This window comes from Idiomarina sp. PL1-037 (genome assembly GCF_034422975.1).
In the GTDB taxonomy this organism is placed as follows: domain Bacteria; phylum Pseudomonadota; class Gammaproteobacteria; order Enterobacterales; family Alteromonadaceae; genus Idiomarina.
This window is the reverse complement of the sequence record NZ_CP139873.1, coordinates 2,484,613-2,510,732: the sequence shown is the minus strand read 5'-3', so window position 1 is coordinate 2,510,732 and position 26,120 is coordinate 2,484,613. Positions and strand designations below refer to the sequence as shown.

At 47.9% G+C, this 26,120-nt stretch carries 22 protein-coding genes, 2 tRNA genes and 2 rRNA genes; 11 read left to right on the top strand and 15 right to left on the bottom strand.

Annotated elements, in window-relative coordinates; genetic code table 11:
* The first annotated feature begins 174 nt into the window (after positions 1-174).
* Positions 175-540, top strand: coding sequence for a MaoP family protein (gene maoP, locus U0358_RS11805; protein WP_272988573.1), 366 nt, complete (start codon positions 175-177; stop codon positions 538-540).
* Here the strand turns inward: maoP and U0358_RS11800 are convergent.
* The 12 genes from U0358_RS11800 to cutA form a co-directional block, all read right to left on the bottom strand.
* Positions 524-2,302: a bifunctional diguanylate cyclase/phosphodiesterase gene (locus U0358_RS11800; RefSeq protein ID WP_322406394.1), complete on the bottom strand. Its 1,779-nt coding sequence runs from the start codon at positions 2,300-2,302 to the stop codon at positions 524-526. The two genes, maoP and U0358_RS11800, sit on opposite strands and share 17 nt — an antisense overlap.
* Positions 2,303-2,375: 73 nt before the next feature.
* Entirely contained in the window at positions 2,376-3,659 is a 1,284-nt protein-coding gene (gene purD, locus U0358_RS11795; protein ID WP_317497553.1) for a phosphoribosylamine--glycine ligase, read from the bottom strand.
* Between the two features lie 18 nt (positions 3,660-3,677).
* Positions 3,678-4,505 carry a class I SAM-dependent methyltransferase gene (locus U0358_RS11790; protein ID WP_322406393.1) on the bottom strand — a complete coding sequence of 276 codons (828 nt, stop codon included), beginning with the start codon at positions 4,503-4,505 and terminating at the stop codon, positions 3,678-3,680.
* Between the two features lie 86 nt (positions 4,506-4,591).
* Entirely contained in the window at positions 4,592-6,148 is a 1,557-nt protein-coding gene (gene purH, locus U0358_RS11785; RefSeq protein WP_322406392.1) for a bifunctional phosphoribosylaminoimidazolecarboxamide formyltransferase/IMP cyclohydrolase, read from the bottom strand.
* 78 nt (positions 6,149-6,226) lie between these two features.
* The gene (gene fis / locus U0358_RS11780; protein WP_011235515.1) at positions 6,227-6,520 is read right to left on the bottom strand and encodes a DNA-binding transcriptional regulator Fis; all 294 of its coding nucleotides are present in this window, start codon (positions 6,518-6,520) and stop codon (positions 6,227-6,229) included.
* Positions 6,521-6,527: 7 nt separating this feature from the next.
* On the bottom strand, positions 6,528-7,499 hold the full coding sequence (dusB, locus tag U0358_RS11775) for a tRNA dihydrouridine synthase DusB (protein ID WP_322406391.1): 972 nt from the start codon (positions 7,497-7,499) through the stop codon (positions 6,528-6,530).
* 124 nt (positions 7,500-7,623) lie between these two features.
* The gene (prmA, locus tag U0358_RS11770) at positions 7,624-8,505 is read right to left on the bottom strand and encodes a 50S ribosomal protein L11 methyltransferase (RefSeq protein WP_322406390.1); all 882 of its coding nucleotides are present in this window, start codon (positions 8,503-8,505) and stop codon (positions 7,624-7,626) included.
* A gap of 3 nt (positions 8,506-8,508) precedes the next feature.
* Complete coding sequence (accC, locus tag U0358_RS11765; protein ID WP_317497548.1) at positions 8,509-9,858, bottom strand: acetyl-CoA carboxylase biotin carboxylase subunit; 1,350 nt, start codon at positions 9,856-9,858, stop codon at positions 8,509-8,511.
* 20 nt (positions 9,859-9,878) lie between these two features.
* The gene (gene accB / locus U0358_RS11760; RefSeq protein WP_317497547.1) at positions 9,879-10,334 is read right to left on the bottom strand and encodes an acetyl-CoA carboxylase biotin carboxyl carrier protein; all 456 of its coding nucleotides are present in this window, start codon (positions 10,332-10,334) and stop codon (positions 9,879-9,881) included.
* 14 nt (positions 10,335-10,348) lie between these two features.
* Positions 10,349-10,807: a type II 3-dehydroquinate dehydratase gene (gene aroQ, locus U0358_RS11755; protein WP_011235510.1), complete on the bottom strand. Its 459-nt coding sequence runs from the start codon at positions 10,805-10,807 to the stop codon at positions 10,349-10,351.
* Between the two features lie 144 nt (positions 10,808-10,951).
* Positions 10,952-12,664 (bottom strand): protein-disulfide reductase DsbD, encoded by a 1,713-nt coding sequence (locus U0358_RS11750; RefSeq protein WP_322406389.1) that lies wholly within the window; start codon positions 12,662-12,664, stop codon positions 10,952-10,954.
* Positions 12,661-12,981, bottom strand: coding sequence for a divalent-cation tolerance protein CutA (cutA, locus tag U0358_RS11745; RefSeq protein ID WP_322406388.1), 321 nt, complete (start codon positions 12,979-12,981; stop codon positions 12,661-12,663). The genes U0358_RS11750 and cutA overlap by 4 nt, the downstream gene beginning before the upstream one ends.
* Positions 12,982-13,145: 164 nt before the next feature.
* Between cutA and U0358_RS11740 the strand changes: the two genes are divergently transcribed.
* The 3 genes from U0358_RS11740 (at position 13,146) to U0358_RS11730 (ending at position 15,770) form a co-directional block, all read left to right on the top strand.
* Entirely contained in the window at positions 13,146-13,436 is a 291-nt protein-coding gene (locus tag U0358_RS11740; RefSeq protein WP_011235507.1) for a co-chaperone GroES, read from the top strand.
* Positions 13,437-13,493: 57 nt separating this feature from the next.
* Positions 13,494-15,140 carry a chaperonin GroEL gene (gene groL / locus U0358_RS11735; protein ID WP_322406387.1) on the top strand — a complete coding sequence of 549 codons (1,647 nt, stop codon included), beginning with the start codon at positions 13,494-13,496 and terminating at the stop codon, positions 15,138-15,140.
* Positions 15,141-15,263: 123 nt separating this feature from the next.
* On the top strand, positions 15,264-15,770 hold the full coding sequence (locus tag U0358_RS11730; protein WP_322406386.1) for a DUF3016 domain-containing protein: 507 nt from the start codon (positions 15,264-15,266) through the stop codon (positions 15,768-15,770).
* Here U0358_RS11730 and U0358_RS11725 read toward each other — a convergent pair.
* Both U0358_RS11725 and epmB read right to left on the bottom strand, forming a co-directional pair.
* Positions 15,751-16,071 carry a primosomal replication protein PriC gene (locus U0358_RS11725; RefSeq protein ID WP_322406385.1) on the bottom strand — a complete coding sequence of 107 codons (321 nt, stop codon included), beginning with the start codon at positions 16,069-16,071 and terminating at the stop codon, positions 15,751-15,753. The genes U0358_RS11730 and U0358_RS11725 overlap by 20 nt on opposite strands.
* Positions 16,068-17,114, bottom strand: coding sequence for an EF-P beta-lysylation protein EpmB (gene epmB / locus U0358_RS11720; protein WP_322406384.1), 1,047 nt, complete (start codon positions 17,112-17,114; stop codon positions 16,068-16,070). The genes U0358_RS11725 and epmB overlap by 4 nt, the downstream gene beginning before the upstream one ends.
* A gap of 108 nt (positions 17,115-17,222) precedes the next feature.
* On the opposite strand from epmB, the gene efp reads away from it, so the two are divergent.
* From efp to U0358_RS11705, 3 genes are all read left to right on the top strand, one after another.
* Positions 17,223-17,792 carry an elongation factor P gene (efp, locus tag U0358_RS11715; protein ID WP_253618093.1) on the top strand — a complete coding sequence of 190 codons (570 nt, stop codon included), beginning with the start codon at positions 17,223-17,225 and terminating at the stop codon, positions 17,790-17,792.
* A gap of 6 nt (positions 17,793-17,798) precedes the next feature.
* A complete protein-coding gene (gene epmA, locus U0358_RS11710; protein WP_317497537.1) occupies positions 17,799-18,776 on the top strand; it encodes an EF-P lysine aminoacylase EpmA in 978 nt (325 codons plus the stop codon).
* Between the two features lie 103 nt (positions 18,777-18,879).
* On the top strand, positions 18,880-19,281 hold the full coding sequence (locus U0358_RS11705; protein WP_317497536.1) for a MerC domain-containing protein: 402 nt from the start codon (positions 18,880-18,882) through the stop codon (positions 19,279-19,281).
* Here U0358_RS11705 and trmA read toward each other — a convergent pair.
* The gene (gene trmA, locus U0358_RS11700; RefSeq protein ID WP_322406383.1) at positions 19,278-20,378 is read right to left on the bottom strand and encodes a tRNA (uridine(54)-C5)-methyltransferase TrmA; all 1,101 of its coding nucleotides are present in this window, start codon (positions 20,376-20,378) and stop codon (positions 19,278-19,280) included. The two genes, U0358_RS11705 and trmA, sit on opposite strands and share 4 nt — an antisense overlap.
* A 484-nt stretch (positions 20,379-20,862) precedes the next feature.
* Between trmA and U0358_RS11695 the strand changes: the two genes are divergently transcribed.
* From U0358_RS11695 to U0358_RS11680, 4 genes are all read left to right on the top strand, one after another.
* Positions 20,863-22,405 (top strand): 16S ribosomal RNA (locus tag U0358_RS11695).
* 120 nt (positions 22,406-22,525) lie between these two features.
* A tRNA-Ile gene (locus tag U0358_RS11690) sits at positions 22,526-22,602 on the top strand.
* 251 nt (positions 22,603-22,853) lie between these two features.
* Positions 22,854-22,929 (top strand) — tRNA-Ala (locus U0358_RS11685).
* Positions 22,930-23,152: 223 nt separating this feature from the next.
* A 23S ribosomal RNA gene (locus tag U0358_RS11680) occupies positions 23,153-26,041 on the top strand.
* The 16S and 23S rRNA genes sit together here with 2 tRNA genes alongside, the layout of an rRNA operon.
* Positions 26,042-26,120 lie beyond the last annotated feature (79 nt).

Here is a 26,120-nt window from a genome sequence, read left to right as displayed (position 1 = left end):
AACAAAGTGACATATTTGATTACGTGAGGCTAATGTATAGATGCTGTGACAATTTGTTAAAAGGCATTTTACAGAAATTTTCATTGACAAAATTCTGAGTTAGCTCTATATCGTCTTTGTCGTACACAACGACAGACTTTTGTTCGGTTTTTAGTCTGTAGGAAGGGCTTACCCATGACCAAGATGACCCGTGAATTACTGTTAAAGAAACCGTTTAACGATTTCCGCAACTACCCTTATGGCTTTTCACGCTCCGGCGACTTTTCAATTCGTGAAAGCGATGCATTGACTCATTATGGTTGTTTGATTACAGCTATGTTGAACGGTGAGTTTAAGCCGACGTTAAAAGAGGACATTGAATTACTGGCTGCGTGCAAAGGTGAGCAAGCTCCGGTAAGTACTGTAGAAAAAGTTTGGGCGAAGTATCAGGCGCGAATTCACCGGCCTAAGGTTGCCAGCATGTATGGTCGGGGGAAATTTGCTGATGATACCTTCAGTTCAGCCTCGGACACGGAAGACGATCTTATTGTTGAGGACTGATTTGGCGTAAACGTCTGGGTTTCTGGCGGTGGCACATGTAGCAACGGCTACCGTCAGATTGTTTCGCTTCTTTTTTTGCTTCACTGGCCAGCAGTGCGACATCGTGATGCGATAAACACTCCGAAGGATCGGGCTGGACAACTCCTATAGCAAGGCCCAGTAAAGGATAGAAAACCGGCGTGCCGTTTCGGGACAGCGCTTTTATTCCGCCTAAATTAATGTGCTCCTGATGATAAAAGCGGATGATATCCTGCTCAAAATCCCTGATAATTTTATTACACTGTTGTTCGGCTTGTTCTTTATCTGTGTCTTTGAAAATGGCGACAAAGTCGTCCCCGCCAATGTGACCAATGAAATGACCATGTCTGAATAGTTGCTTTTGCAGAATCTGTGCCAGCCATTTAATAATTTGATCGCCTTGTTCGTACCCATAAATGTCGTTGTAGGGCTTAAAATGGTTCAGATCGAAATAGGCTACGTGAAATGGGCGCGCGCGGGAAAGTTGTTCCTCAATAATCTGGTTAATGGCCACGTTACCCGGCAGTTGGGTCAAGGGGTTCGCATGGCGTGCATTGTTAACTTTTAATTCGGTTATTCTGCGCAGTAGGTTTTTAATGGATGCCACACCGTAGTAAACATCGTTTTTAGTTACAATAATGTGCTGATAGATATCGACTTCGTCGTTATCGGTAATAAGCTGGCTTACGTCTTCCAGCGACGTTTGCCAGTCAACGGAAAGAGGGTGTTCGTCCATTATGTAAGAAACCGGTTTGTTAGCATAAAGTGCATGCCCGTAAGAACCGGAAAAGAACTCCATAATTTTTTCTCTGCGAATAATTCCGGCGACTTTCTTCTCATGAATAACGGGCAGGGAAGATAAAGTTTTGTCCTGTGTAAAGGTATCAAGTACCTCAGATGAACGCGTACGGGCTGATACGCAATGAATGGTGTCGACCACACTGGCGATAGTACTTTGGTAGTTTAATGCAACATGATGATGTGGCAGCAGCAGTGAGGACGGAACCTCCAGCACCGGATAAGGTGCGGGTCTGCCAAGCAGGAATCCCTGACAATAATTAATTCCCATAGCCTGCAGTTGCTCAAGCTCATCTGGGGTTTCAATGCCTTCCACTATCACTTTTGTGCGCAGACTGGTGGCCAGCGATAAGATACTTTGTACAAATTCCCTTTTTACAGAGGACGTTTCAATAGAATGAATAAAGTATCGATCAATTTTCACATAATCAGGACGTAATTCTGACCAGAGTTTCAACCCTGAGTAACCGGCTCCTAAGTCATCAATTGCTATCATAAACCCCAGCTTCTGATAATGAATAATGGCGTGTTTTAGGTTCTCAGTATCTTCAATTGGGTAGCGCTCTGAAATTTCGATAACGATTTGCTCCGGCGCTATGCCGAATTGCTGAGACAAGCGCAGCGTTGAGCCATGAGGGTGGCTGTCGTCCTGCAAAACGTTAGGGTTTACGTTAAGAAAAAGTTTTCCCTGCATCGCGTTTTTTTGAAACGCTTCCATTGCTGCAGAGCGGCAGGCCAGCTCCAGTTCAGATAGCAACTGTACCTGGCTGGCGAGAGAAAACAGGCGATCCGGGAATTCAAGCGGGTGGCCTTTAGGCCCGCGAATAAGAGCTTCGTGGCCAATAACAATTCCGCGGGAAGTGTCTATAACGGGCTGGAATAGAGGATAGAGCTGCTTTTTCTGAATAAGACTTAAGAGTTCTTTAGTTAACTCAGACCCTGACATGGAACCTCCTGTTACAGCACGACATAAAAGCTTAGTTTTATTTTATGACAGTGCTATGACAGGAGGTAAGTATTTAGCCCTCGCGTTTTATAGCGCGGTGAGCAATATCGGTACGGTAATAGACGTTATTCCAGCTTACTTGATCAACCAGTTGATACGCGAGTTTTTGTGCTTCTGTAACAGTGTCACCCAAAGCCGTACAACACAAAACTCGACCACCACTGGTAACCACTTCACCATTATCCATTTTAGTCCCGGCGTGGAATACTTTCTGGTTCTCAGGCGCGTGATCCGGCAAGCCGTGAATGACGTCACCTTTTGCATAGCTTTCAGGGTATCCACCCGCGGCCATAACCACGCCAACTGCGGCGCGCTCGTCGAAGTCGATAGGCGCTTGGTTGAGCTTACCATCAATTGCCTGCTGGCAAAGTTCTACCAGGTCAGACTTCAGACGCATCATAATGGGCTGAGTTTCCGGGTCACCAAAGCGACAGTTGTACTCCAGTACTTTGGAGGTGCCGTCTTCGGCTATCATTAAGCCTGCGTACAGAAAGCCTTTATAAGGCGCACCTTCTGCAGCCATTCCGTCTACTGTGGGCTTAATAACATGACGCATAACCCAGTCGTGGATGGCAGGAGAAACCACTGGAGCCGGCGAGTAAGCGCCCATACCACCAGTATTTGGACCGTTGTCACCGTTGTCGCGAGCCTTATGGTCCTGGCTTGAGGCAAAAGGTATGGCATGTTTACCGTCAACCATAACAATGAAAGACGCTTCTTCGCCACGTAAAAATTCTTCGATAACCACGCGGTGACCGGCATCGCCGAAACGGTTACCGGCCAGCATGTCGTCAATAGCGGCATCAGCCTGTTCCTGACTTTCGGCAATAATAACGCCTTTGCCAGCGGCCAGTCCGTCGGCCTTAATGACAATAGGAAGACCTTTTTCAGCGACATAAGCTTTAGCGGGCTCAACCTCGGTAAAGTTTTGGTAGTCGGCGGTGGGTATGTTGTGACGCTGTAAAAAGTCCTTACTGAAGGCTTTAGAGCCCTCTAACTGCGCGGCCTTTGCCGTTGGGCCAAAGGCCGCGAGTCCGGCTTCGTTAAAGCGGTCCACAATACCGGCAACTAATGGCGCTTCCGGCCCGACGATAGTCAGCTCTATACCTTCCTTTTTGGCAAAGTTAAGAAGACCGTCGATATCTTCGGCACCAATGGCAACATTTGTCAGGTTTGGCTCACGCTCTGTACCTGCATTACCGGGTGCAACATAAACACAGTCAACTTGGTTTGATTGTGCTGCTTTCCACGCCAGAGCGTGTTCACGGCCTCCGCCGCCAACGACCAATACTTTCATAAGGTTAGTTGTATCCTGTTAGTCTGTAACGGGTTTTTGAAATTTTAAAGTGAAGCGATCACTTTCACCAATGGCTTCATATATTTCTTTGTCTTCATCACCCAGAGCAAGGGTTGGCGGTAAAGTCCAGACGCCTTTAGGGTGATCGGCTGTATCTTTCGGGTTTGCGTTAATTTCACTGCTGGCGACAAACTCAAAACCGGCTTGTTCGGCTAAGTCTATAACCCAGCTTTCTTTCACATAACCTGAGTCTTTAAAAGCTTCTGCATCTGCTGACTCGGGCAAGCGGTGATCAACGATACCCAGCATGCCGTTAGGCTTTAATGTTTGATGAAAATGACGGAAAGCTTGCAGCACGCCTTCTTCACCTTCCTGCATGTACCAGTTATGCAGGTTACGGAAGGTTAATATACGATCCGCACTTCTGGGTGGCGCTATATCGGTGTCTTCACCTGGCGAGAATTCGGTTAATTCGACGTTCCCGTAAATCGGGGTCGTGGTGAGTTTTTCTTTAAAGTTTTCCAGTGAACGCTGGTAATAGTCACTGTCTGAATTTTCCGGGAAGTGAGCTGCGTATAGCTGCCCCTCGTCGGCAAGGTAAGGTGCCAGTATTTCAGTGTACCAACCGCCGCCCGGCCAAATTTCGACGACCGTCATGCTTGGCTCTAATTCAAAGAACTCTAAAGTTTCTTTGGGATGACGAAATTCGTCACGAGCCTGATACTTGTCAGTACGTGATTCATGGTCAACAGCGGCTTGCAAAGAGTCGGCTTCAGGAGCCGGCGAACAGGCGCCAAGGACGCTTGCTAGTGCAATGGCGGAAACAGAAGTTATTATTTTTTTCATACTATCACCTGTAGAGTTGAGAACTAGCCTATAAGACTAGCCCCCAAACGTTACTGACGCAATGCTGCAATTATCAGCAAAGGTGCTTAGTGACGGAAATGTCTCATGCCGGTAAAGACCATCGCAATACCGTGTTCATTGGCAGCAGCAATGATCTCTTCGTCGCGGATAGAACCGCCTGGCTGAATAATAGCGGTTATACCTGCTTCAGCTGCGGCGTCAATGCCATCGCGGAACGGAAAGAAAGCATCCGACGCCATGACCGAACCCGGTACGCTGAGGTTCTCGTCCGCGGCTTTAATTCCTGCAATTTTGGCACTGTAAACCCGGCTCATCTGGCCTGCACCAACACCTATGGTCATGCCGTCTTTGGCATAAACAATGGCATTAGACTTAACAAACTTAGCGACTTTCCAGCAGAACAATAAGTCGGTCATTTGGGCTTCGGTTGGCTGTTTTTCGGTGACGACTTTCAGGTCGTCCTGAATGAAATCCTGGTTATCGGTGTCCTGTACCAGTAAGCCGCCGTTGACGCGCTTGTAGTCCAGTTGTTCAACAGAGTCCGACCACTCACCACATTCCAGTACGCGAACGTTCTTTTTGCCGGCAACAGCTGCCTTGGCGCTTTCACTGACGCTTGGAGCGATAATAACTTCCACAAACTGACGCTCAACAATAGCGGTTGCGGTTGCTTCATCCAGCTCGCGGTTAAAAGCAATAATGCCACCAAATGCGGAGGTTGGGTCGGTTTTAAAGGCGCGGTCATATGCGTCGGTAATAGATTCACCTATTGCAACACCGCAAGGGTTTGCGTGTTTAACAATAACGCACGCTGGTTCAACAAAGCTCTTTACGCACTCAAGTGCCGCGTCTGTGTCGGCAATATTGTTAAATGACAACGCTTTGCCCTGAATTTGAGCCGCGCTGGAAACGGTCCCTTTTGGTGCATTGCGCTCAGTATAAAATGCCGCCGACTGATGCGAGTTTTCGCCGTAGCGTAAGTCCTGCTTTTTCGATACCTGCAGGTTCAACGTACGCGCAAAGTCGTTTTCGCTAAGCTGCTTACCAAGGTAGTTGGCAATCATGCCATCATATTGAGCGGTATGCTCAAATGCTGCTACCGCTAAGTCAAAGCGAGTGCTGTGGCTGACCCCATTGTGCTCATTGAGCTCAGCAAGTACGCGCTGGTAGTCATTGGCATTGACAACAATGGTCACGTCTTTGTGGTTTTTAGCAGCCGCACGAACCATAGTCGGACCGCCAATATCGATATTCTCAATAGCGTCTTCGAGAGAACAGCCTTCTTTAGCAACCGTTTCAGCGAAGGGGTACAGGTTTACTACAACCATATCGATAGGCGCAATATTTTGCTCCCGCATAACATCCTGGTCGACGTCGCGGCGGCCTAAAATACCACCATGAACCTTAGGGTGCAGTGTCTTTACCCGTCCGCCCATAATCTCTTCCTGGCCGGTATGTTCAGAGACATCAATAACGGCAATGCCTGAGTCACGAAGCAGTTTGGCTGTACCGCCTGTAGAGAGAATTTCAATGTTCTTTTTAGCCAAAGCTTGAGCGAATTCAACAATACCGGTTTTATCAGAAACACTGATTAAAGCGCGTTGGATTGGACGGGTTTCCATTGTTTTGCCTTTCTATACTGAGTTAACTTACGGGAAGGTTAATAAAAAAAGGGCGCCAAAAGGCGCCCAAAAAACGTCTTAATTCATGCCGTATTTTTTCAGCTTCTTGCGTAAAGTGCCGCGGTTAATGCCTAACATGGTTGCGGCGCGGGTTTGATTACCCCGGGTGTAAGTCATGACTTCTTCAAGTAACGGTGCTTCTACTTCAGATAGCACTAACTCGTAAAGTTCTTCAGGATCCTGACCATCAAGCTGACGCAGAAAACTGTTCAATGCTTGTTTTACGGAATCACGCAGTGGCTTTGGCTGTGCGTTATTGCCGATAGTGGTTAGGGGAGATACGTTCTCACGACTAGGGTTTTGATCAAACATAATGCGCTTATCTCTTCTCTACAGTGACAAAATAATCTTCAAGTGCCTTAAGTTGCTTGCTGGCATCCTCAAGACGATTAAATGTTTGCCTGAATTCATCATTGCTGGCTTTTTCTTTTAAATACCAACCAACGTGTTTCCGGGCGATTCTGACACCCTGGTAACTGCCGTAAAATTCGTGCAGTTTGCCAACGTGATGAATAACGGTCTCAGCCACTTCGGTTAAGGACGGCGGGCTTAGCTCCTGTCCTGTTTCAAGAAAATGAGCAATTTCCCGAAACAGCCAGGGGTTACCCTGCGCGCCGCGACCAATCATAATGGCGTCGGCCCCGGTGTGCTTTAAAACCTGTTGAGCCTGCAATGGTGTACGGATATCGCCGTTAGCCACTACCGGGATAGAAACGGCGCTCTTAATTGCCTTTATGGTGTCGTATTCGGCAATGCCTTTGTACATACAGGCACGAGTACGACCATGAATGGCAAGAGACTGAATACCGCAACGTTCTGCCAGCTGCGCTATATCAATACCGTTTCTGTGTTCAGGATCCCAACCAGTTCTGGTTTTCAGCGTTACCGGAACGTCAACAGCTGCAACCACAGCTGTTAATATCTTTTCTACTAACTCGGGGTGCTGCATAAGCGCCGAGCCAGCCATTTTCTTGTTTACCTTTTTCGCCGGGCAGCCCATATTAATGTCAATAATCTGCGCACCCATGCTCACATTCACGCGCGCAGCCTCAGCCATTAACGCCGGTTCGGAGCCCGCTATCTGCACAGCACGAATGCCTAGCTCTCCCGAATGATCCATGCGTTGCCTGGATTTATCGGTCTGCCATACTTTGGGGTTACTGGACAGCATCTCTGATACTGTAAGCCCAGCCCCCGTGCTGTAACACAGCTGACGGAACGGCTGATCAGTAACTCCAGCCATGGGAGCTAATATGACCTGATTGTCGAGTTGATATGGACCAATCCGCATCGGTTAAAAACTACTCAGCGAAAGGGTGAGGAATTTTAGGGAATTTGCGCAATAAAGAAAAGGCTATTTATTACGCAATTTGAGTCTTTTTTTCATTTTTCACTATTGACAAAGCGTACGCTTGTTAAGCAATACGAGTGCCACTGAGCATTGCCCAGTCGCCGTCTATAGTCGGGGTATCGAATTGAATGTGCGGTTGGTAAGCCTCAATAACCCCCTCTATTTGCCGTTCCAGTATACCGGATAAAACCAGTTGTCCTCCGGGGGCGACAAAAGCCAGTATGGTATCAGCGAGTTCTCGTAAAGGGCCGGCAAGGACATTGGCTAGCACCAGGTCAACCTGCGTTTCAGGTTGCTGGCTGGGCAGATAAAGGCTAAATTTATCCCCCACCTTATTACGCTTAGCGTTATCTTTCGTCGCAATCAGCGCTTGTTGGTCAATATCAATGCCAACAACGTGCTCAGCGTCAAACAATAACGCGGCAATGCCTAATATCCCTGAACCACAACCGAAATCCACCACGGTTTTTCCGGTTGGTGGGTTGGCGTCTATCCAGCGCAGACACATAGCGGTTGTTGGGTGTGTTCCGGTACCAAAAGCCATGCCGGGGTCGAGCAAAATATTAACCGCTTCAGGTTTTGGTATCTCCCGCCAGCTGGGGCAAATCCATAAGTTCTCGCCAAACTGAATCGGATGAAAGTTATCCATCCATTCGCGTTCCCAGTCTTTGTCTTCCAGTGCATCGACTTTGTACTGCAAGTCGCTGCCGAAAATGTTGGACTGTTTCAGGTTAGCAATAGTGGCTTTGATGTCCGCGTCGGCATCAAATAAGCCGGTGGCCAGAGTGTGTTCCCACAATATAACGTCGCCGGGGCGAGGCTCAAAAATGGGCGTGTCGGCGCCGTCGCGGTAAGTTACCGCCTGAGCGCCGTTTGCCATGAGCATGTCACCTACTTGGGGCGCATGCTCTTCACTACAGGAAAGTGTGAGTTGTATCCAGGGCATTAATTAATGCCCGCCTATGCCGAGTTTTTTCTCAAGGTAGTGAATATTGGTGCCACCGTGCTGGAAGTTTTCATCTGCCATAATCGACTTTTGCAGAGGAATATTGGTTTTAATGTCTTCGATGATCAACTCATTTAAGGCATTACGCATACGGGCAATAGCAATATCACGGTTTTCGCCATAAGTAATCAGCTTACCTATCATTGAGTCATAGTTAGGCGGTACTTTGTAATCTGCATAAACGTGTGAGTCCCAACGTACACCAAAGCCACCAGGTGAGTGGAAACGGGTAATAGTGCCCGGCGAAGGTGTAAAAGTGTCCGGGTCTTCGGCGTTAATCCGGCATTCAATTGCATGACCACGAATGACAACGTCTTCCTGGCTGACCGAAAGCTGACGACCGGCTGCAATGCGCAGCTGCTCTTTAATCAAGTCGATACCTGTGACCATTTCCGTAACCGGATGCTCAACCTGAATACGGGTGTTCATTTCTATGAAGTAGAATTCGCCATTTTCGTACAAGAACTCAAATGTACCAGCACCGCGGTAGCCCAGCTCTACACAAGCTTTTGCACAACGTTCACCAATAAATTTGCGCATCTCAGGGGTAATACCCGGCGCAGGTGCCTCTTCAACCACTTTCTGGTGACGGCGCTGCATCGAGCAGTCACGTTCACCTAAATGAATGGCATTGCCTTGTCCATCGGCCAGAACCTGAATTTCCACATGGCGAGGGTTTTCAAGGAATTTTTCCATATAAACAACAGGGTTGCCGAAGGCTGCGCGAGCTTCGTTCTGAGTCATAGTGATAGAGCTGAGTAATTCGCTCTCCTCGCGTACAACCCGCATACCACGGCCACCACCGCCGCCTGCTGCTTTAATGATAATTGGGTAACCAATGCGCTTGGCAAGTTTCTTATTACGCTCGTCGTCGTCATCCAGGGGGCCATCTGACCCCGGCACGCAAGGAACACCGGTTTTCTTCATTGCTTTTATAGCTGACACTTTGTCGCCCATAAGACGGATAAGATCCGGTGTTGGTCCGACAAAAATGAAGCCAGACTGCTCAACTTGCTCAGCAAAATCGGCGTTTTCGGCCAGAAAGCCGTAACCCGGGTGAATAGCTGCTGCATCCGTAATTTCAGCCGCGCTGATAATACGAGGAATGTTCAGGTAGCTCTCGTTCGCTGGCGCTTTACCTATGCAAATTGCTTCGTCTGCAAGTAAAACGTGTTTAAGGTTTCTATCAACCGTTGAATGAACTGCCACTGTTTTAATGCCGAGCTCTTTACAGGCTCGCAGTATGCGCAGTGCAATTTCGCCACGGTTGGCAATGACCACTTTATCTAACATGACAAATACCTGCGGTTACTTTATTCGATGATAAACAGTGGTTGATCAAATTCAACCGGCTCTTCGTTATCTACTAAAATCTGTTTAACGACACCGGACTTGTCTGCTTCAATCTGGTTCATCATTTTCATGGCTTCAATAATGCACAGTGTTTCGCCGGCATTAACGCGCGAGCCAACAGTAACGAAAGGTTTTGCATCAGGCGATGGCGCTTCGTAGAAGGTTCCGACCATAGGCGAGCGAACAACGTGGCCGCTAATTTCTTCACTGGCTGGTTCAGCCGCCGGTTGGTTTGCCGGAGCAGACTGTGGGGCTTGTTGAGGCGCTTGCTGCGGTTGTGGCGCGTATTGCATAGGTGCAGGCTGCGCACTGTAACGATTAATCCGAACTGACTCTTCGCCCTCAGTAATTTCCAGTTCTGCTACGCCAGATTCTTCAACGAGCTCGATCAGTTTCTTAATTTTTCGGATATCCATGCTAACGTCTACCTTTAGTTATCTGTGTTGTTCAATGTAGTTAAAGCTGCTTGTAAAGCGTATTCATAACCACGGGCGCCAAGCCCGCAGATAACGCCGTCGGCCACGTCCGCTAAATACGAATGGTGGCGGAAGCTCTCACGGCGATAAATATTAGAAAGGTGTACTTCAATGAAAGGGATTTTCACAGCCAATAACGCATCGCGTAAGGCCACACTGGTGTGTGCGTAGGCTGCCGGGTTAATCACAATATAATCGACAGAGTCTTTGGCGGCTTGCTGAATCCAGTCAATTAACTGGTGTTCAGCATTGGACTGACGGAAATCTAATGCTGTTGCGTGTTGTTTAGCAATGGCCCCCAGCGAATCAGCGATATCATCTAGGCTTTGCTTACCATAAAGCTCTGGTTCACGCTGCCCCAGTAAATTGAGATTCGGGCCATTGAGCACTAATATTTTAAAACGTTCTGCCATTGTGCCGCCATTTGCTGTGAAGTTACGAAAACTATTAAAAGTGACCACAACTTTCAGTTTGGGTTCCTATAACAACAGTATTATAGGGAAAAAAAGCAAGATTGCAGCACTTTACTGGTCTTATCAGCGCATTTAGGCACAAGTTTACTCGGAAACTATCTTTTCCAGATGCTTTTTGAAATCTTCAGCGTTCATATAACCAGTAACCCGGTATTCAGGGCGTTCGTTGCCTTCCGGGTCAAAGAACAGAATAGTGGGCAGGCCCAGCACCTTGTAGCGACTCAGAACTTCTACGTCTTGCGCATTATTGCGGGTAACATCGGCCTGAATGAGTTTAAACTCCTGAAACTGCGCCTGAACCTGTTCATTTGAAAAGGTGTACTGCTCGAATTCTTTGCAGGCCACGCACCAGTCAGCATAAAGGTCTAGCATTACCCAGCGGTCACTCTCTGCTATTTGTTGCTGTACGTCGCTTACATTACTAACAACAGTAAAAAGGCCGTGACTTTTTTGTTCCAATTGCGCTTTATTCACCTGCCAGTAACTTCCTGTGGTAGCCGCCGCTGCCAGAAGTACAATAGTGATAACTTTTGTGGTGATGCGAAGCGGCTGGCTTATCGAAACAGCCAGAGATACGGCGGCAAGAATAAAGTAAAAAATCCATAGCCACATGCTGATACTGGTCGGAATAAGGCGCTCAATTAAGAATAAGGTAACCGCCAATAACAGCCAACCGAAGAACTGCTTAACCACGTTCATCCACGCGCCGGCTTTGGGCAGAAGCTTGCCGCCACTTAAGCCGAATAAAATAAGCGGCACGCCCATCCCCAGGCTTAATGCGTAAAGAATAGCGGCGCCGCTTACCATATCGCCCGATTGCGCAATAAAGAGTAACGCTCCTGATAAGGGGGCTGTGGTACACGGCGATGCGACCAGGCCGGAAATAGCGCCGATAGTAAAGACGCCAACGACATTGCCACCGCTTTGTTGGCCGCTAAAGCTTTGCAGTTTCGACTGCCAGCTAATAGGAAGTTGTAGCGTATAAGCCCCGAACATACTTAAAGCAAAAAGGGCGAACAATACAGCCAGAACAATTAACACCACCGGATGCTGAAAATAAGCCTGATACTGCATACCCGCCGACGCCACAACCAGACCTAATAAAGAATAGGTAATGGCCATACCCTGAACGTATATAAAGGAAAGCCAAAGTGTGTTTTTCCAGTTACGTTCACGGTTGCCCAGCACAACGCCGGATAAAATGGGGTACATAGGAAACACGCAGGGGGTAAAAGCTAAACCAATACCCAAAGCAAAAAAGAGTAACAATGTAATGATTAAATGTTGTTCACCTATACCGAACAGGCTGCTGTCGGTGTTTGGCGGTGCGGTGGTGGAGCCTGAGCCAGTCTCACTAGTACTGGAGAGTTTGATCTGCTTTTCAGTGGGCGGGTAACATAAACCCGCATCTGCACAGCCCTGATACTGAACGGTAATGGTGTTGCCGGAAAAGTCCGGATTAAGTGTAAAAGACCACTCAACGTAGTCGCGATACACAATCGATTCACCAAAAAACTCATCGCTGTGAGACTCGCCTTGCGGGAGTTCAGGTTCTGCTGCTAACGCATTTTCGGGAACCACCTTAAAACGGTGTTGATACAAATAGTACTCGGGAGCGACAACCCAACTGACAGTCACTCTGTTGCCGTTAACTTCGCTGTCGAAATCGAAAGCCTGATCTACCGACAAAAACTGATTGCTCTGCTGAAATGGATTCGACTGCACACTATGTGCTGGCGCAACGACGGCAAAAACCAGGGTTAAGGCTGCGAGACATGTGATGAATCTTTGTATCATTTAACTGAGTCCTGTATCCACGTCAGATAATCGGGTAAGCCATCTTCAATATTGATGCTTATTAATTCTGGGGAATCGTAAGGGTGAATCGCACTGATGGTACTTTTTATGTCACTGAAACGTTCCGCAGTCGATTTTATCAGCAAAAGCCATTCCTGGTCTTCATGCAATTCGTCCTGCCACGAATACATGGAGGTTATATTCGGCACTATATTGACGCAGGCCACGAGTTTTTTTTCGAGCAAAGAACGAGCCAGTTGTTTAGCCGAGTCCTGACTGTCTGTGGTACATAAAATTAATTGTGGTTGCTGAGTCATAAAACCTCCCTATAGCGCCTGTCAGTTTTGCAAATTAGCATAAAAATTTTTGTGCTTCCCCCTTGATAACAAAAATTCCTCCCCCATTTAATGAGCACGATGATTTTTACACGCCCCTTAGGGGTATTAACCACTAACAACAATAGGTTGAGGAGTTATCAACAATGAAACTTCGTCCTTTACACGATCGAGTCATTATTAAACGCACCGAAGTCGAAGCAAAATCGGCTGGCGGAATTGTTCTGACTGGTTCTGCGGCAGAAAAATCTACTCGCGGCGAAATCGTAGCAGTAGGCAAAGGCCGCATTCTGGATAACGGTGAGGTACGTGCACTAGATGTAAAAGCTGGTGACAAAGTGCTGTTCAATGAAGGTTACGGTGTTAAAACCGAGAAAATTGACGGTGAAGAGTACTTAATCATGAGCGAAAGCGACATTCTGGCTGTTGAAGAATAAGACGTCAGAAACGCTTACTAGCACAACCGACTAAACGAATTTAAGAGGAAAGCAAAAATGGCAGCTAAAGAAGTCAAGTTTGGTAACACAGCGCGTCAACAAATGCTGAAAGGCGTTAATATTCTTGCTGATTCAGTAAAAGTGACTCTGGGTCCAAAAGGTCGCAACGTTGTATTAGACAAATCATTCGGTTCGCCAGTTATTACTAAAGACGGTGTTTCTGTTGCGAAAGAAATCGAGCTGGAAGACAAGTTCGAGAACATGGGCGCGCAGATGGTTAAAGAAGTCGCGTCTAAAGCAAATGACGAAGCAGGTGACGGTACAACAACTGCAACCGTTCTGGCTCAAGCTATTGTTAACGAAGGCTTGAAGTCAGTCGCCGCAGGCATGAACCCAATGGATCTTAAACGCGGTATCGACAAAGCGGTTATCGCTGCAGTTGAAGAGCTGAAGAAAATTTCTCAGCCTTGTGCCGACAGCAAAGCAATCGCTCAGGTAGCGACTATTTCTGCAAACGCTGATCACACTATTGGTGAAATCATTGCTCAGGCTATGGACAAAGTAGGTCAGGAAGGTGTTATCACCGTTGAAGAAGGTCAGGCACTGACTGACGAGCTGGACGTTGTTGAAGGTATGCAGTTCGACCGTGGTTACTTGTCTCCTTACTTCATTAACAATCAGGAAAGCGGTTCGGTTGAATTAGACAACCCGTTCATTCTTCTGATTGATAAGAAAATCTCTAATATCCGCGAGTTACTGCCGGTATTAGAAGGTGTGTCTAAAGCCGGTAAACCTCTGCTGATCATTGCTGAAGACGTTGAAGGCGAAGCGCTGGCAACTCTGGTTGTGAACAACATGCGTGGCATCGTTAAAGTTGCAGCGGTTAAAGCACCAGGCTTTGGTGACCGTCGTAAAGCGATGCTGCAGGACATTGCTGTTCTGACTGGCGGTACTGTGGTCTCTGAAGAAATTGGTATGGAGCTGGAAAAAACTCAGCTGGAAGACTTAGGTACAGCGAAGCGCGTTGTGATTACTAAAGACAATACTACTGTTGTTGACGGTAATGGCGACGATACCGCTATCGACGGTCGCGTTAACCAAATCAAGCAGCAGATGGAAGACACGACGTCTGACTACGACCGTGAAAAACTGCAAGAGCGTCTGGCTAAGTTAGCTGGCGGTGTTGCGGTAATTAAAGTCGGCGCTGCTACTGAAATGGAAATGAAAGAGAAAAAAGCACGCGTGGAAGATGCGTTGCATGCAACTCGTGCAGCTGTTGAAGAAGGCGTGGTGCCTGGTGGTGGTGTTGCTCTGGTTCGCGCGGCAAGCCAACTGGCAGAACTGCGTGGTGATAACGAAGAGCAGAACGTTGGTATTCGTTTAGCCCTGCGTGCGATGGAAGCACCGTTGCGTCAAATCGCAATGAACGCTGGCGCTGAAGGGTCAGTGGTTGCTAACAATGTTCGTGGTGGCGAAGGTAACTATGGTTACAACGCTGGTAACGACACCTACGGCGATATGCTGGAAATGGGTATTCTGGATCCAACCAAAGTCACCCGTTCGGCGCTTCAGTTCGCCGCATCTGTTGGCGCACTGATGATCACGACCGAAGCAATGATTGCTGATATTCCACAAGATGACAACGCAGGCGGTATGCCTGGCGGCGACATGGGTGGAATGGGCGGCATGGGCGGCATGATGTAAGCCTCCCAACGCACTTTCGAAGAGGGGAGCCTTGATGGCTCCCTTTTTTTATGGAATTTTTTTCATTATTTGTGTTCTAACATCAGGATGACATCCTTGGCGATTGTATGGGAGGAAGATAGCATGCGTGTTCAAGGTATAATGGGAACGGCTTTATTAGCCTTTAGCTTTACAGCATTAGCTGGTACGGCTGAGGTTTCCTGGAAAGATGTTGATAGTTACACCGATATTCGACCGGCGGATGGCTCACGTGACCGTTACCAGAAAAAGGTCATGGATCAGCTGGCTGAGCATTTTCAGTGGTTGGCGGCAAAGCTTCCTGAAGATCAGAAACTGGAAATTACCGTAACGGACGTCGATTTAACTGGCCGGGTTGAACCTACATTTGGACGCTCGAGTTCAAATTACGTGCGCATTGTTCGGGAAATTGATTTCCCGCGAATGGAGTTTGATTATCGCTTAGTCGATAAATCGGGCGACGCTATAAAGGAAGGCCAGGCTCACGTAAAAAATATGGGGTTTAACTACGACAGCCTGGCATCACGAATGAGACGGGATGACTTATATTTTGAAAAGCAGATGCTGACTCAGTGGTTCGAAGAAAACTTTGTTAACCAGCCTGGCGAATAGCTTTAAGACGAGCGAGAGTTTCAGTCATTAACTGTAATTGTTGTACCAGTAACTGCAACTGCTGCTCGTTTTCTTTGTCCTGCTGCCATTTTTCAAAGTTTCCGGCAATTTCATTAAGGTAGGGCTGAAAACGGTTACCCGTGCTTTCAAAGACAGTTTGCTCAGCGAAAACGCCCTGGAACTTGGCTTTGCCTTGTTGACGCAGGTCATCAAGGTACTGGTCTGCATCAATAACTTGACGATACAGTTGCTGAAGATGATCCTGCAGTTTGCTTTCTACACTTTCCAGGTTATCGCTCATAGTTTTTCCTCTGTTAATGTATTAGTGCCGTCCGGCATGATAGCGGTTTTACTGAGCTCGCCAGCTTCCTCTCTAACCAGACGAGGAACCAGAAACCCAGGTAATTCATGAGTCATTTTTTGCCACAAGGCTTGCGCTTTCTCGTCGCTAACCGCGAAATGGCTCGCGCCCTCAACTTTGTCCAGCTGATGCAAATAGTAAGGCATAACCCGGGCACTAAATAACGTTTCACTAAGCTCGGTAAGCGTGGCTAAATTATCATTTACTCCGCTAAGTAAAACGCTCTGGTTCAGTAAATGGATACCCGCCTGGTGCCAGTCATCGAGTGCTTCGGCTAACTCAGGAGAAATCTCATTTGCATGATTCGCGTGAAGCACCAGAACACTTTGCAAGCGGCTGTTGCTGAGCACTTCTTTAAGCTTATGCGTCAGGCGGGAGGGTATCACGACTGGCAGCCGGCTATGAATACGTAAACGGGTGAGTTGAGGCAATAATTCAAATTCGTTAATTAAACTCTTAAGCCGCTCGTCCTTCGCCATCAGAGGGTCGCCGCCGCTCAGAATCACCTCATTAATTTCCGGGTGTTGCCGGATGTACTCCAGTGTCTCCGTTAGCTGGCGTTTACTGAAGGTTAATTCATCGTAAGGAAAGTGACGCCGGAAGCAATAACGACAATTAACCGCACAGCCGCCTTGCAGTATCAACAATACTCGGCTTTTATACTTGTGCAGAAGTCCATTTACGGGGCCTTGCTGCTCTTGCAGGGGGTCGGTGCTGTAACCGGGCTCTGACTCAAATTCGTTGTGTAAGGGGAGCACCTGGCGTAATAATGGATCGTTAGAGTCTCCGGCTTGCATTTGTGCAACAAAAGTCCTTGGCACTCGCATAGCAAAAAGCTTACGAGCTTTGATATCGTCACTAAATAATGCGGGATCGAGCTTGAGTGCACGTAGCAGTTCCTCTGGCTGGGTATAGGCTTGTTTCAGCTCGAACTGCCAGTCAGGACGATCATTTATAGAGATAGGATACGCTGGCTCAGACACTACGCCTCCGCGACTGCTGCAAATACTCCATATTTTACCTGAAAAAAGTCGCTATTTGTTTTATTATTGCGCGCAAATGATCAGGCACTTACAAAGGAAAGTCTTGTTATGGCGAATTATAGTACGAGTGAATTTAAAGGTGGTTTGAAAATCATGCAGGACGGCGAGCCATGCTCGATCGTTGAAAATGAAATGGTTAAACCCGGTAAAGGTCAGGCTTTTAACCGAGTTAAAATTCGCAAATTAATCAGCGGTAAAGTTGTCGAAAAAACTTTCAAGTCGGGCGAATCCGTTGAAGGCGCTGATGTTATTGAGTTGGAACTGTCTTATCTTTATAACGATGGTGAGTTCTGGCACTTCATGAATAATGAAACCTTTGAGCAAGTTCCGGCAGACGCTAAAGCTGTTGCCGATGCTGAGAAATGGTTAGTCGAGCAGGATGTTTGTACTCTGACCCTATGGGAAGGGAAGCCGATTAATGTGCAGCCGCCAAACTTTGTTGAATTGGAAATTACTGAAACTGACCCCGGGCTTAAAGGTGATACCGCCGGTACTGGTGGAAAACCTGCCACGCTGAGTACAGGCGCGGTTGTTCGTGTTCCGTTATTCGTACAAATTGGCGAAGTGATCAAAGTTGATACTCGCTCGGGCGAATACGTTTCCCGCGTTCAAAAGTAAATAGATATGACGACCGACTGGCGGCCAGCAGCAGATTGGTCAGTGCTTGTTAAACGCGCTGATTGCATGCGGCAAGTCCGCCAGTTTTTTTATGAAAGAAAGGTCACCGAAGTCGATACGCATTTGTTGTCTCAGTTTGGAGTAACAGATTGCCACCTGAATAATCTCACCACGGAATTCAAGTACCCGCTGACTTCAGGAAATAGAACACTCTATTTGCAGACTTCTCCCGAATACGCAATGAAGCGAATTCTTGCAGCTTATGGAAAAGATATTTATCAATTGAGCCATGTGGTTCGCGACGACGAAATAGGACGTTTTCATAACCCTGAATTTACTTTACTTGAGTGGTATCGGGTGGGATACAACGACATTCAATTAATTGCAGAAGTTTCAGAACTGTTGACTGAAATGTGTGACGCTCCAGAAACGAAAGTCATCACTTACCAGCAGTGTTTTGTTGATTATCTGGGCGAAGACCCTTTGACGGCCTCCGGTGTTGAAAGCATCAGGCAGCAGCTTATTGAACAACCCGCTTTAATGGACTGGATGTCCAAAGAAGCCGACGAAAATACCATTCTTCAAGTCGCTTTTTCGGAATTAATAGAAGGGCAGTTTCCTGCGGAGATACCGGTTTGCATCACCGAGTTTCCAAAATCGCAAGCTGCTCTGGCCAAAATTGACCCGCATAATCCGCGTGTCTCCAGACGGTTCGAATTTTATTATCAGGGAGTGGAATTGGCCAATGGTTATAATGAACTGGCGGATCCAGCAGAGCAACGCCTGCGTTTTGACCAGGATAACCAACGACGCAAACAGCTTAATTTGCCCACACAACCCGAAGATACTCGCTTATTGGCGGCGTTAGAGTCAGGATTTCCCGCGTGTTCCGGCGTAGCACTAGGCTTCGATCGGCTGCTAATGATTGCCTGTGGGGCGAAATCAATAACCGAAGTGCTGCCTTTTTCTATCCAAACTGCTTAATTAGAATTACCAGAAAAAACAATTTTTTTCTGATCTCCCTTGGTTATTTTTTTCGTATGTTATAATATTACATCTTAGGTTCGCGCAGAAGGTAGTTTCTAGTATGTCAGCAGCATCTAAAAATTTAGATAAAGCAGGAATTTGGGTCACCACTCTGTGTGCGATTCATTGCTTATTGCTGCCTGTGATTCTGCCGTTGTTAGCTATGGCCGGCCTCGCTTTTATCGGCGAAGATTTTCTGGAAAATGCTATTTTAGGCCTGAGTGTCGTTATCGGACTTCTATCTCTTGTTAGCGGTGCCCGGAAGCACGGTAAATGGCATCTGTTGTCATTATTGCTGTTAGGTGCATTTATTTACTCCCAACGCGATATTCTAGGTCACTGGGGTGAACCTGTTATTATTTTATTTGGTGCTGGTCTTATTATTTATGCCCATGTCTCGAATCTTCGTCTAAACCGTAAGCTTAATTTTGCTCCAGTTGCTGAAGAGCCCGTTCAAGGTTAACTCTTCCTTTCCATAACAACGCCTGTTTCAATGTGGTCTGTATAGGGAAACTGATCAAACATTGCAGCTGCAGTCACTTTATGACTACTGGATAAATCATGAATGTTCTCTGTCAAAGTGTCTGGGTTACAGGAAATATAAATTATCCTTTGGTACTGAGACACCAGCTTCAGTGTGTCTTCATCTAAGCCTGCTCTGGGTGGATCAACTAATACGGTTTTACAATCAAAACTGTGAATGTCGGCATCAGCCGCTCGTTTAGATTCCAGTTCACCACTTAATGCTGCGCTAAACTCTTCGGCAGACATACGAACAACGGTGACATTTTCAATGTTGTTCAATTCTGCGTTTTCGCGAGCCGCCGCAACAGAACTTTTGCTAATTTCTGTAGCTAAAACGCGGTTAAAGTTTTCAGCCAGCGGTAAGGTAAAATTGCCGTTACCGCAATAGAGCTCAAGTAAGTCATGTGACTTTTTGCCAGCGTGGCGTTTAGCCCAACTGATCATTTGCTGATTAATAGTGGCATTTGGCTGAGTAAAACTGTTCTCGGTTTGTAGAGACAGATAGCTTTTCCCATCAACCTTAACTTCTTCCATGACGCTTTCTTTATATAACACGCGTTTTTGCTTACGAGCTCTTCCTATAACTTCAACCTTAGCTATAGCGCTCAGCGCCTCGCGAAGTTGAATAGCTTCCTGTTCCCATTGGTCATCTAAAGGACGATGGTAGAGTAAAGAGATAATGGCTTCGCCGGTGGTGGTCGTCAGGAAATCCACTTGAAACAGTTTTCTACGTAAAACCTCATTCGGCTTTAATAAACTAATAAGCTCTTTCATTAGTTCATTAATAAGCAGGCTCCCTGGTATGAATTCATCCATGCGGATTTTTTCACGCGTTTCAGGGTTAAACATAATGTAGTACAAGTCGTCACCTTCGTGCCAAACCCGAAACTCAGCACGCATCCGGTAGTGACTGGCAGGCGATTCAAACACTTCCACATCATTAATGTGAAATGGACGAAACATCTCTCTAACCCGATCTGCCTTCTGTGCGAGTTGTTGTGGGTATTCAGATGTATCGATTCGTTTGTAAGTCATTATAAGGTTACGCCATATTTGCCAGTAATTAGTCAGGCTTCTATTTTACGCATCAATGCCTTTATGTGCCAACGCCCTTTATTCATGTTGGATCTGATCACATTTGCTGAAACTTTACGCAGTCAGTAAAAAAACAGTTAGAAAGGTGATAAAAGCGCTTGACGGGACGAGTTAAATCTCTAAAATGCGCTCCACGTTCAAGGCAGGCAACGAAGCCGCCGAAAACCTAAGTTTTCTAAAAAATCTTTTTTCAAAAAAGTATTGACGGAAAACACACGGTGTGTAGAATACGCACCTCTCGCAGCCAAGGTTGCTGAGAAACGCTCTTTAACAATTATATCAAGCCAAGCAAACTGTGTGGGCACTTGCAGAAGTTAAGCAAAACGAAATATTTGTATTGCAACTTTTGAATGAGTGTTCAGCAAGGTTTCATTAATGAAGCTAAGCAAAAACGCGTAATTCATTGAGTTGATTGAACTACTTTTAATTGAAGAGTTTGATCATGGCTCAGATTGAACGCTGGCGGCAGGCCTAACACATGCAAGTCGAGCGGTAACAGAGAGAAGCTTGCTTCTCTGCTGACGAGCGGCGGACGGGTGAGTAATACTTGGGAATTTGCCTTTAGGCGGGGGACAACCACGGGAAACTGTGGCTAATACCGCATAATGTCTACGGACCAAAGTGGGGGACCTTCGGGCCTCACACCTAAAGATGAGCCCAAGCGGGATTAGCTAGTTGGTGGGGTAAAGGCTCACCAAGGCGACGATCCCTAGCTGTTCTGAGAGGATGATCAGCCACACTGGGACTGAGACACGGCCCAGACTCCTACGGGAGGCAGCAGTGGGGAATATTGCACAATGGGGGAAACCCTGATGCAGCCATGCCGCGTGTGTGAAGAAGGCCTTCGGGTTGTAAAGCACTTTCAGCGACGAGGAAGGGTGTTGTGTTAATAGCGCAGCACATTGACGTTAGTCGCAGAAGAAGCACCGGCTAACTCCGTGCCAGCAGCCGCGGTAATACGGAGGGTGCAAGCGTTAATCGGAATTACTGGGCGTAAAGCGTACGTAGGCGGCGTGTTAAGCAAGATGTGAAAGCCCCGGGCTCAACCTGGGAATTGCATTTTGAACTGGCATGCTAGAGTCCTGAAGAGGGTGGTAGAATTTCCAGTGTAGCGGTGAAATGCGTAGATATTGGAAGGAATACCGGTGGCGAAGGCGGCCACCTGGTCAGAGACTGACGCTGAGGTACGAAAGCGTGGGGAGCAAACAGGATTAGATACCCTGGTAGTCCACGCCGTAAACGATGTCAACTAGTTGTTCGTGTCATTAAGACGTGAGTAACGCAGCTAACGCACTAAGTTGACCGCCTGGGGAGTACGGCCGCAAGGTTAAAACTCAAATGAATTGACGGGGGCCCGCACAAGCGGTGGAGCATGTGGTTTAATTCGATGCAACGCGAAGAACCTTACCATCCCTTGACATCCAGTGAATTTTCCAGAGATGGATTAGTGCCTTCGGGAACACTGAGACAGGTGCTGCATGGCTGTCGTCAGCTCGTGTTGTGAGATGTTGGGTTAAGTCCCGCAACGAGCGCAACCCTTATCCTTAGTTGCCAGCACGTAATGGTGGGAACTCTGGGGAGACTGCCGGTGATAAACCGGAGGAAGGTGGGGACGACGTCAAGTCATCATGGCCCTTACGGGATGGGCTACACACGTGCTACAATGGCGCATACAAAGGGCAGCAAGCCAGCGATGGTTAGCGAATCTCATAAAGTGCGTCGTAGTCCGGATTGGAGTCTGCAACTCGACTCCATGAAGTCGGAATCGCTAGTAATCGTGGATCAGAATGCCACGGTGAATACGTTCCCGGGCCTTGTACACACCGCCCGTCACACCATGGGAGTGGGCTGCACCAGAAGTGGTTAGTTTAACCTTCGGGAGAACGATCACCACGGTGTGGTTCATGACTGGGGTGAAGTCGTAACAAGGTAGCCGTAGGGGAACCTGCGGCTGGATCACCTCCTTACAACTATGCTTATCTTTTGTGTACACAAAAAGTTGCGTCCTGCATTTTTTTGTATACCTCACATCCGTGTGAGTAAGTGTCCACACAGTTTGCAGGCTTGATATAGATAGAGAAGAAACTGGGTCTGTAGCTCAGCTGGTTAGAGCGCACCCCTGATAAGGGTGAGGTCGGCAGTTCAAGTCTGCCCAGACCCACCAAATTTGAACGATGGCTGCGTTGTTCGGGTGTACGCATACTGATGTACACTTCCTCGGCTTCCGCCTTGCCCTCGCTTGAAATTCCCTTATTGGGTTTAGCGACTCAAGCTACGCGATGTTTAAGCGCAGCGAGAACGCTTCAGAGCAAGGCGCAAGCCGATATGAGTGAAGGAGCGTACGTTGGTACGTGACTGAGCGAATGAGGTGCAGTAACGCGGCGCTGGAGTGTTATCGCAAAGCCACGCACCAAAGGGGCCATAGCTCAGCTGGGAGAGCGCCTGCCTTGCACGCAGGAGGTCAGCGGTTCGATCCCGCTTGGCTCCACCACTTCTTCTCTTCGTAACCGTTAGCGTTAAGTGTTCTTAAACAAGAATGTTTACCGGTAACTAAGCGTTACGTGCTCTTTAACAACATGAAAAGCTGATTGTAATATTAAAAGTAAGAAATGCCACTCTACTTGAACAAACTGATTTGGTAGAGGCGTATCGAACTTGTGTACAGCGAGAACAAACAATCTTGGTCACGTATGCCAGACACCTTCGGGTTGTATGGTTAAGTGACTAAGCGTACACGGTGGATGCCTAGGCAGTTGGAGGCGATGAAGGACGTACTAACTTGCGATAAGCCATGATAAGCCAGTAAGAGGCATTTGAGTCATGGATTTCCGAATGGGGAAACCCACTCTGTTTACAGAGTATCCGGCACTGAATCAATAGGTGCCAGGAAGCGAACCCGGAGAACTGAAACATCTAAGTACCCGGAGGAAAAGAAATCAACCGAGATTTCCCCAGTAGCGGCGAGCGAACGGGAAGCAGCCCTTAAGCTTAACTTGTGCTAACAGAATCCGATGGGAAGCGGAGCCACAGACGGTGAGAGCCCGGTATGTGAAGGTGCATGATAAGTGAAATCGAGTAGGTCGGGACACGTGATATCCTGACTGAATATGGGGGGACCATCCTCCAAGGCTAAATACTCCCAACTGACCGATAGTGAACCAGTACCGTGAGGGAAAGGCGAAAAGAACCCCGGCGAGGGGAGTGAAACAGAACCTGAAACCGTGTACGTACAAGCAGTAGGAGCGGACTTGTTCCGTGACTGCGTACCTTTTGTATAATGGGTCAGCGACTTATATTCTGTAGCAAGGTTAACCGTATAGGGAAGCCGTAGGGAAACCGAGTCTTAACTGGGCGTTGAGTTGCAGGGTATAGACCCGAAACCGGGCGATCTAACCATGAGCAGGTTGAAGATTGAGTAACATCAATTGGAGGACCGAACCCACTTATGTTGAAAAATGAGGGGATGACTTGTGGCTAGGAGTGAAAGGCTAATCAAGCCCGGAGATAGCTGGTTCTCCCCGAAATCTATTTAGGTAGAGCCTCGGACGAATACCATTGGGGGTAGAGCACTGTTTGGGCTAGGGGGTCATCCCGACTTACCAACCCCATGCAAACTCCGAATACCAATGAGTAGTATCCGGGAGACACACGGCGGGTGCTAACGTCCGTCGTGAAGAGGGAAACAACCCAGACCGCCAGCTAAGGTCCCGAAGTTATGGCTCAGTGGGAAACGATGTGGGAAGGCAGAGACAGCTAGGAGGTTGGCTTAGAAGCAGCCATCCTTTAAAGAAAGCGTAATAGCTCACTAGTCGAGTCGGCCTGCGCGGAAGATGTAACGGGGCTAAGCCATACACCGAAGCTGCGGCTGCATGATTTATCATGCGGGGTAGGGGAGCGTTCTGTAAGTGGGCGAAGGTGGTTCGAGAGGACTGCTGGACATATCAGAAGTGCGAATGCTGACATGAGTAACGATAATGGGAGTGAAAAACTCCCACGCCAGAAGACCAAGGTTTCCTATCCCATGCTAATCAGGGTAGGGTAAGTCGGCCCCTAAGGCGAGGCGGAAACGCGTAGTCGATGGAAAACAGGTCAATATTCCTGTACCGATGTTCATTGCGATGGGGGGACGGAGAAGGCTAGGTGAGCCGGGCGTTGGTAGTCCCGGTGAAAGTGCGTAGGCTGAGGGTTTAGGTAAATCCGGACCCTTAAGGCCGAGACACGAGACGAGCACCCAAGGGTGCGAAGTTATTGATGCCATGCTTCCGGGAAAAGCCTCTAAGCTTCAGATGAACATTGACCGTACCCCAAACCGACACAGGTGGTTAGGTAGAGAATACTAAGGCGCTTGAGAGAACTCGGGTGAAGGAACTAGGCAAAATAGTACCGTAACTTCGGGAGAAGGTACGCCACTGGCGGTAATTGACTTCGCGTCAAGAGCTGCTGGTGGCCGCAGTGACCAGGTGGCTGGGACTGTTTATTAAAAACACAGCACTGTGCTAACACGAAAGTGGACGTATACGGTGTGACACCTGCCCGGTGCCGGAAGGTTAATTGATGGGGTTAGTTTTCGGACGAAGCTCTTGATCGAAGCCCCGGTAAACGGCGGCCGTAACTATAACGGTCCTAAGGTAGCGAAATTCCTTGTCGGGTAAGTTCCGACCTGCACGAATGGTGTAACCATGGCCACGCTGTCTCCACCCGAGACTCAGTGAAATTGAAATCGCAGTGAAGATGCTGTGTACCCGCGGCTAGACGGAAAGACCCCGTGAACCTTTACTACAGCTTGGCACTGAACATTGAACCTACATGTGTAGGATAGGTGGGAGGCTTTGAAGCACTGGCGCCAGTTGGTGTGGAGCCATCCTTGAAATACCACCCTTGTATGTTTGATGTTCTAACATTGGCCCCTTATCGGGGTTGTGGACAGTGCCTGGTGGGTAGTTTGACTGGGGCGGTCTCCTCCCAAAGAGTAACGGAGGAGCACGAAGGTTGGCTAAGTACGGTCGGACATCGTACGGTTAGTGCAATGGCAAAAGCCAGCTTAACTGCGAGACAGACACGTCGAGCAGATACGAAAGTAGGTCATAGTGATCCGGTGGTTCTGAATGGAAGGGCCATCGCTCAACGGATAAAAGGTACTCCGGGGATAACAGGCTGATACCGCCCAAGAGTTCATATCGACGGCGGTGTTTGGCACCTCGATGTCGGCTCATCACATCCTGGGGCTGAAGTCGGTCCCAAGGGTATGGCTGTTCGCCATTTAAAGTGGTACGCGAGCTGGGTTTAGAACGTCGTGAGACAGTTCGGTCCCTATCTGCCGTGGGCGTTTGAGAGTTGAGAGGAGCTGCTCCTAGTACGAGAGGACCGGAGTGGACGAACCTCTGGTGTTCGGGTTGTCACGCCAGTGGCATTGCCCGGTAGCTACGTTCGGAATCGATAACCGCTGAAAGCATCTAAGCGGGAAGCGAGCCTCGAGATAAGCTGTCACTAGCACTTAGAGTGCTCTGAAGGGTTGTTGAAGACTACAACGTTGATAGGCGGGGTGTGGAAGCGTAGTAATGCGTTGAGCTAACCCGTACTAATTGCCCGTGAGACTTAACCATACAACACCGAAGTTGTTTGGAACGTTACGCACAAGCGAGCGACTTTACCGAATCGAATAAGTAGCCTGATGTTCACATC

Excerpts from the sequence above, each read along its gene's own strand:
- purD (WP_317497553.1), bottom strand. The coding sequence starts at position 3,659 with ATGAAAGTATTGGTCGTTGGCGGCGGAGGCCGTGAACACGCTCTGGCG.
- accC (WP_317497548.1), bottom strand. The coding sequence starts at position 9,858 with ATGTTAGATAAAGTGGTCATTGCCAACCGTGGCGAAATTGCACTGCGC.
- trmA (WP_322406383.1), bottom strand. The coding sequence starts at position 20,378 with ATGACTTACAAACGAATCGATACATCTGAATACCCACAACAACTCGCA.
- efp (WP_253618093.1), top strand. The coding sequence starts at position 17,223 with ATGGCGAATTATAGTACGAGTGAATTTAAAGGTGGTTTGAAAATCATG.
- epmA (WP_317497537.1), top strand. The coding sequence starts at position 17,799 with ATGACGACCGACTGGCGGCCAGCAGCAGATTGGTCAGTGCTTGTTAAA.
- U0358_RS11750 (WP_322406389.1), bottom strand. The coding sequence starts at position 12,664 with ATGATACAAAGATTCATCACATGTCTCGCAGCCTTAACCCTGGTTTTT.
- prmA (WP_322406390.1), bottom strand. The coding sequence starts at position 8,505 with ATGCCCTGGATACAACTCACACTTTCCTGTAGTGAAGAGCATGCGCCC.
- cutA (WP_322406388.1), bottom strand. The coding sequence starts at position 12,981 with ATGACTCAGCAACCACAATTAATTTTATGTACCACAGACAGTCAGGAC.
- U0358_RS11800 (WP_322406394.1), bottom strand. The coding sequence starts at position 2,302 with ATGTCAGGGTCTGAGTTAACTAAAGAACTCTTAAGTCTTATTCAGAAA.
- U0358_RS11705 (WP_317497536.1), top strand. The coding sequence starts at position 18,880 with ATGTCAGCAGCATCTAAAAATTTAGATAAAGCAGGAATTTGGGTCACC.
- dusB (WP_322406391.1), bottom strand. The coding sequence starts at position 7,499 with ATGCGGATTGGTCCATATCAACTCGACAATCAGGTCATATTAGCTCCC.
- purH (WP_322406392.1), bottom strand. The coding sequence starts at position 6,148 with ATGGAAACCCGTCCAATCCAACGCGCTTTAATCAGTGTTTCTGATAAA.
- groL (WP_322406387.1), top strand. The coding sequence starts at position 13,494 with ATGGCAGCTAAAGAAGTCAAGTTTGGTAACACAGCGCGTCAACAAATG.
- maoP (WP_272988573.1), top strand. The coding sequence starts at position 175 with ATGACCAAGATGACCCGTGAATTACTGTTAAAGAAACCGTTTAACGAT.
- fis (WP_011235515.1), bottom strand. The coding sequence starts at position 6,520 with ATGTTTGATCAAAACCCTAGTCGTGAGAACGTATCTCCCCTAACCACT.
- U0358_RS11740 (WP_011235507.1), top strand. The coding sequence starts at position 13,146 with ATGAAACTTCGTCCTTTACACGATCGAGTCATTATTAAACGCACCGAA.
- aroQ (WP_011235510.1), bottom strand. The coding sequence starts at position 10,807 with ATGGCAGAACGTTTTAAAATATTAGTGCTCAATGGCCCGAATCTCAAT.
- accB (WP_317497547.1), bottom strand. The coding sequence starts at position 10,334 with ATGGATATCCGAAAAATTAAGAAACTGATCGAGCTCGTTGAAGAATCT.
- U0358_RS11730 (WP_322406386.1), top strand. The coding sequence starts at position 15,264 with ATGCGTGTTCAAGGTATAATGGGAACGGCTTTATTAGCCTTTAGCTTT.
- U0358_RS11725 (WP_322406385.1), bottom strand. The coding sequence starts at position 16,071 with ATGAGCGATAACCTGGAAAGTGTAGAAAGCAAACTGCAGGATCATCTT.
- U0358_RS11790 (WP_322406393.1), bottom strand. The coding sequence starts at position 4,505 with ATGAAAAAAATAATAACTTCTGTTTCCGCCATTGCACTAGCAAGCGTC.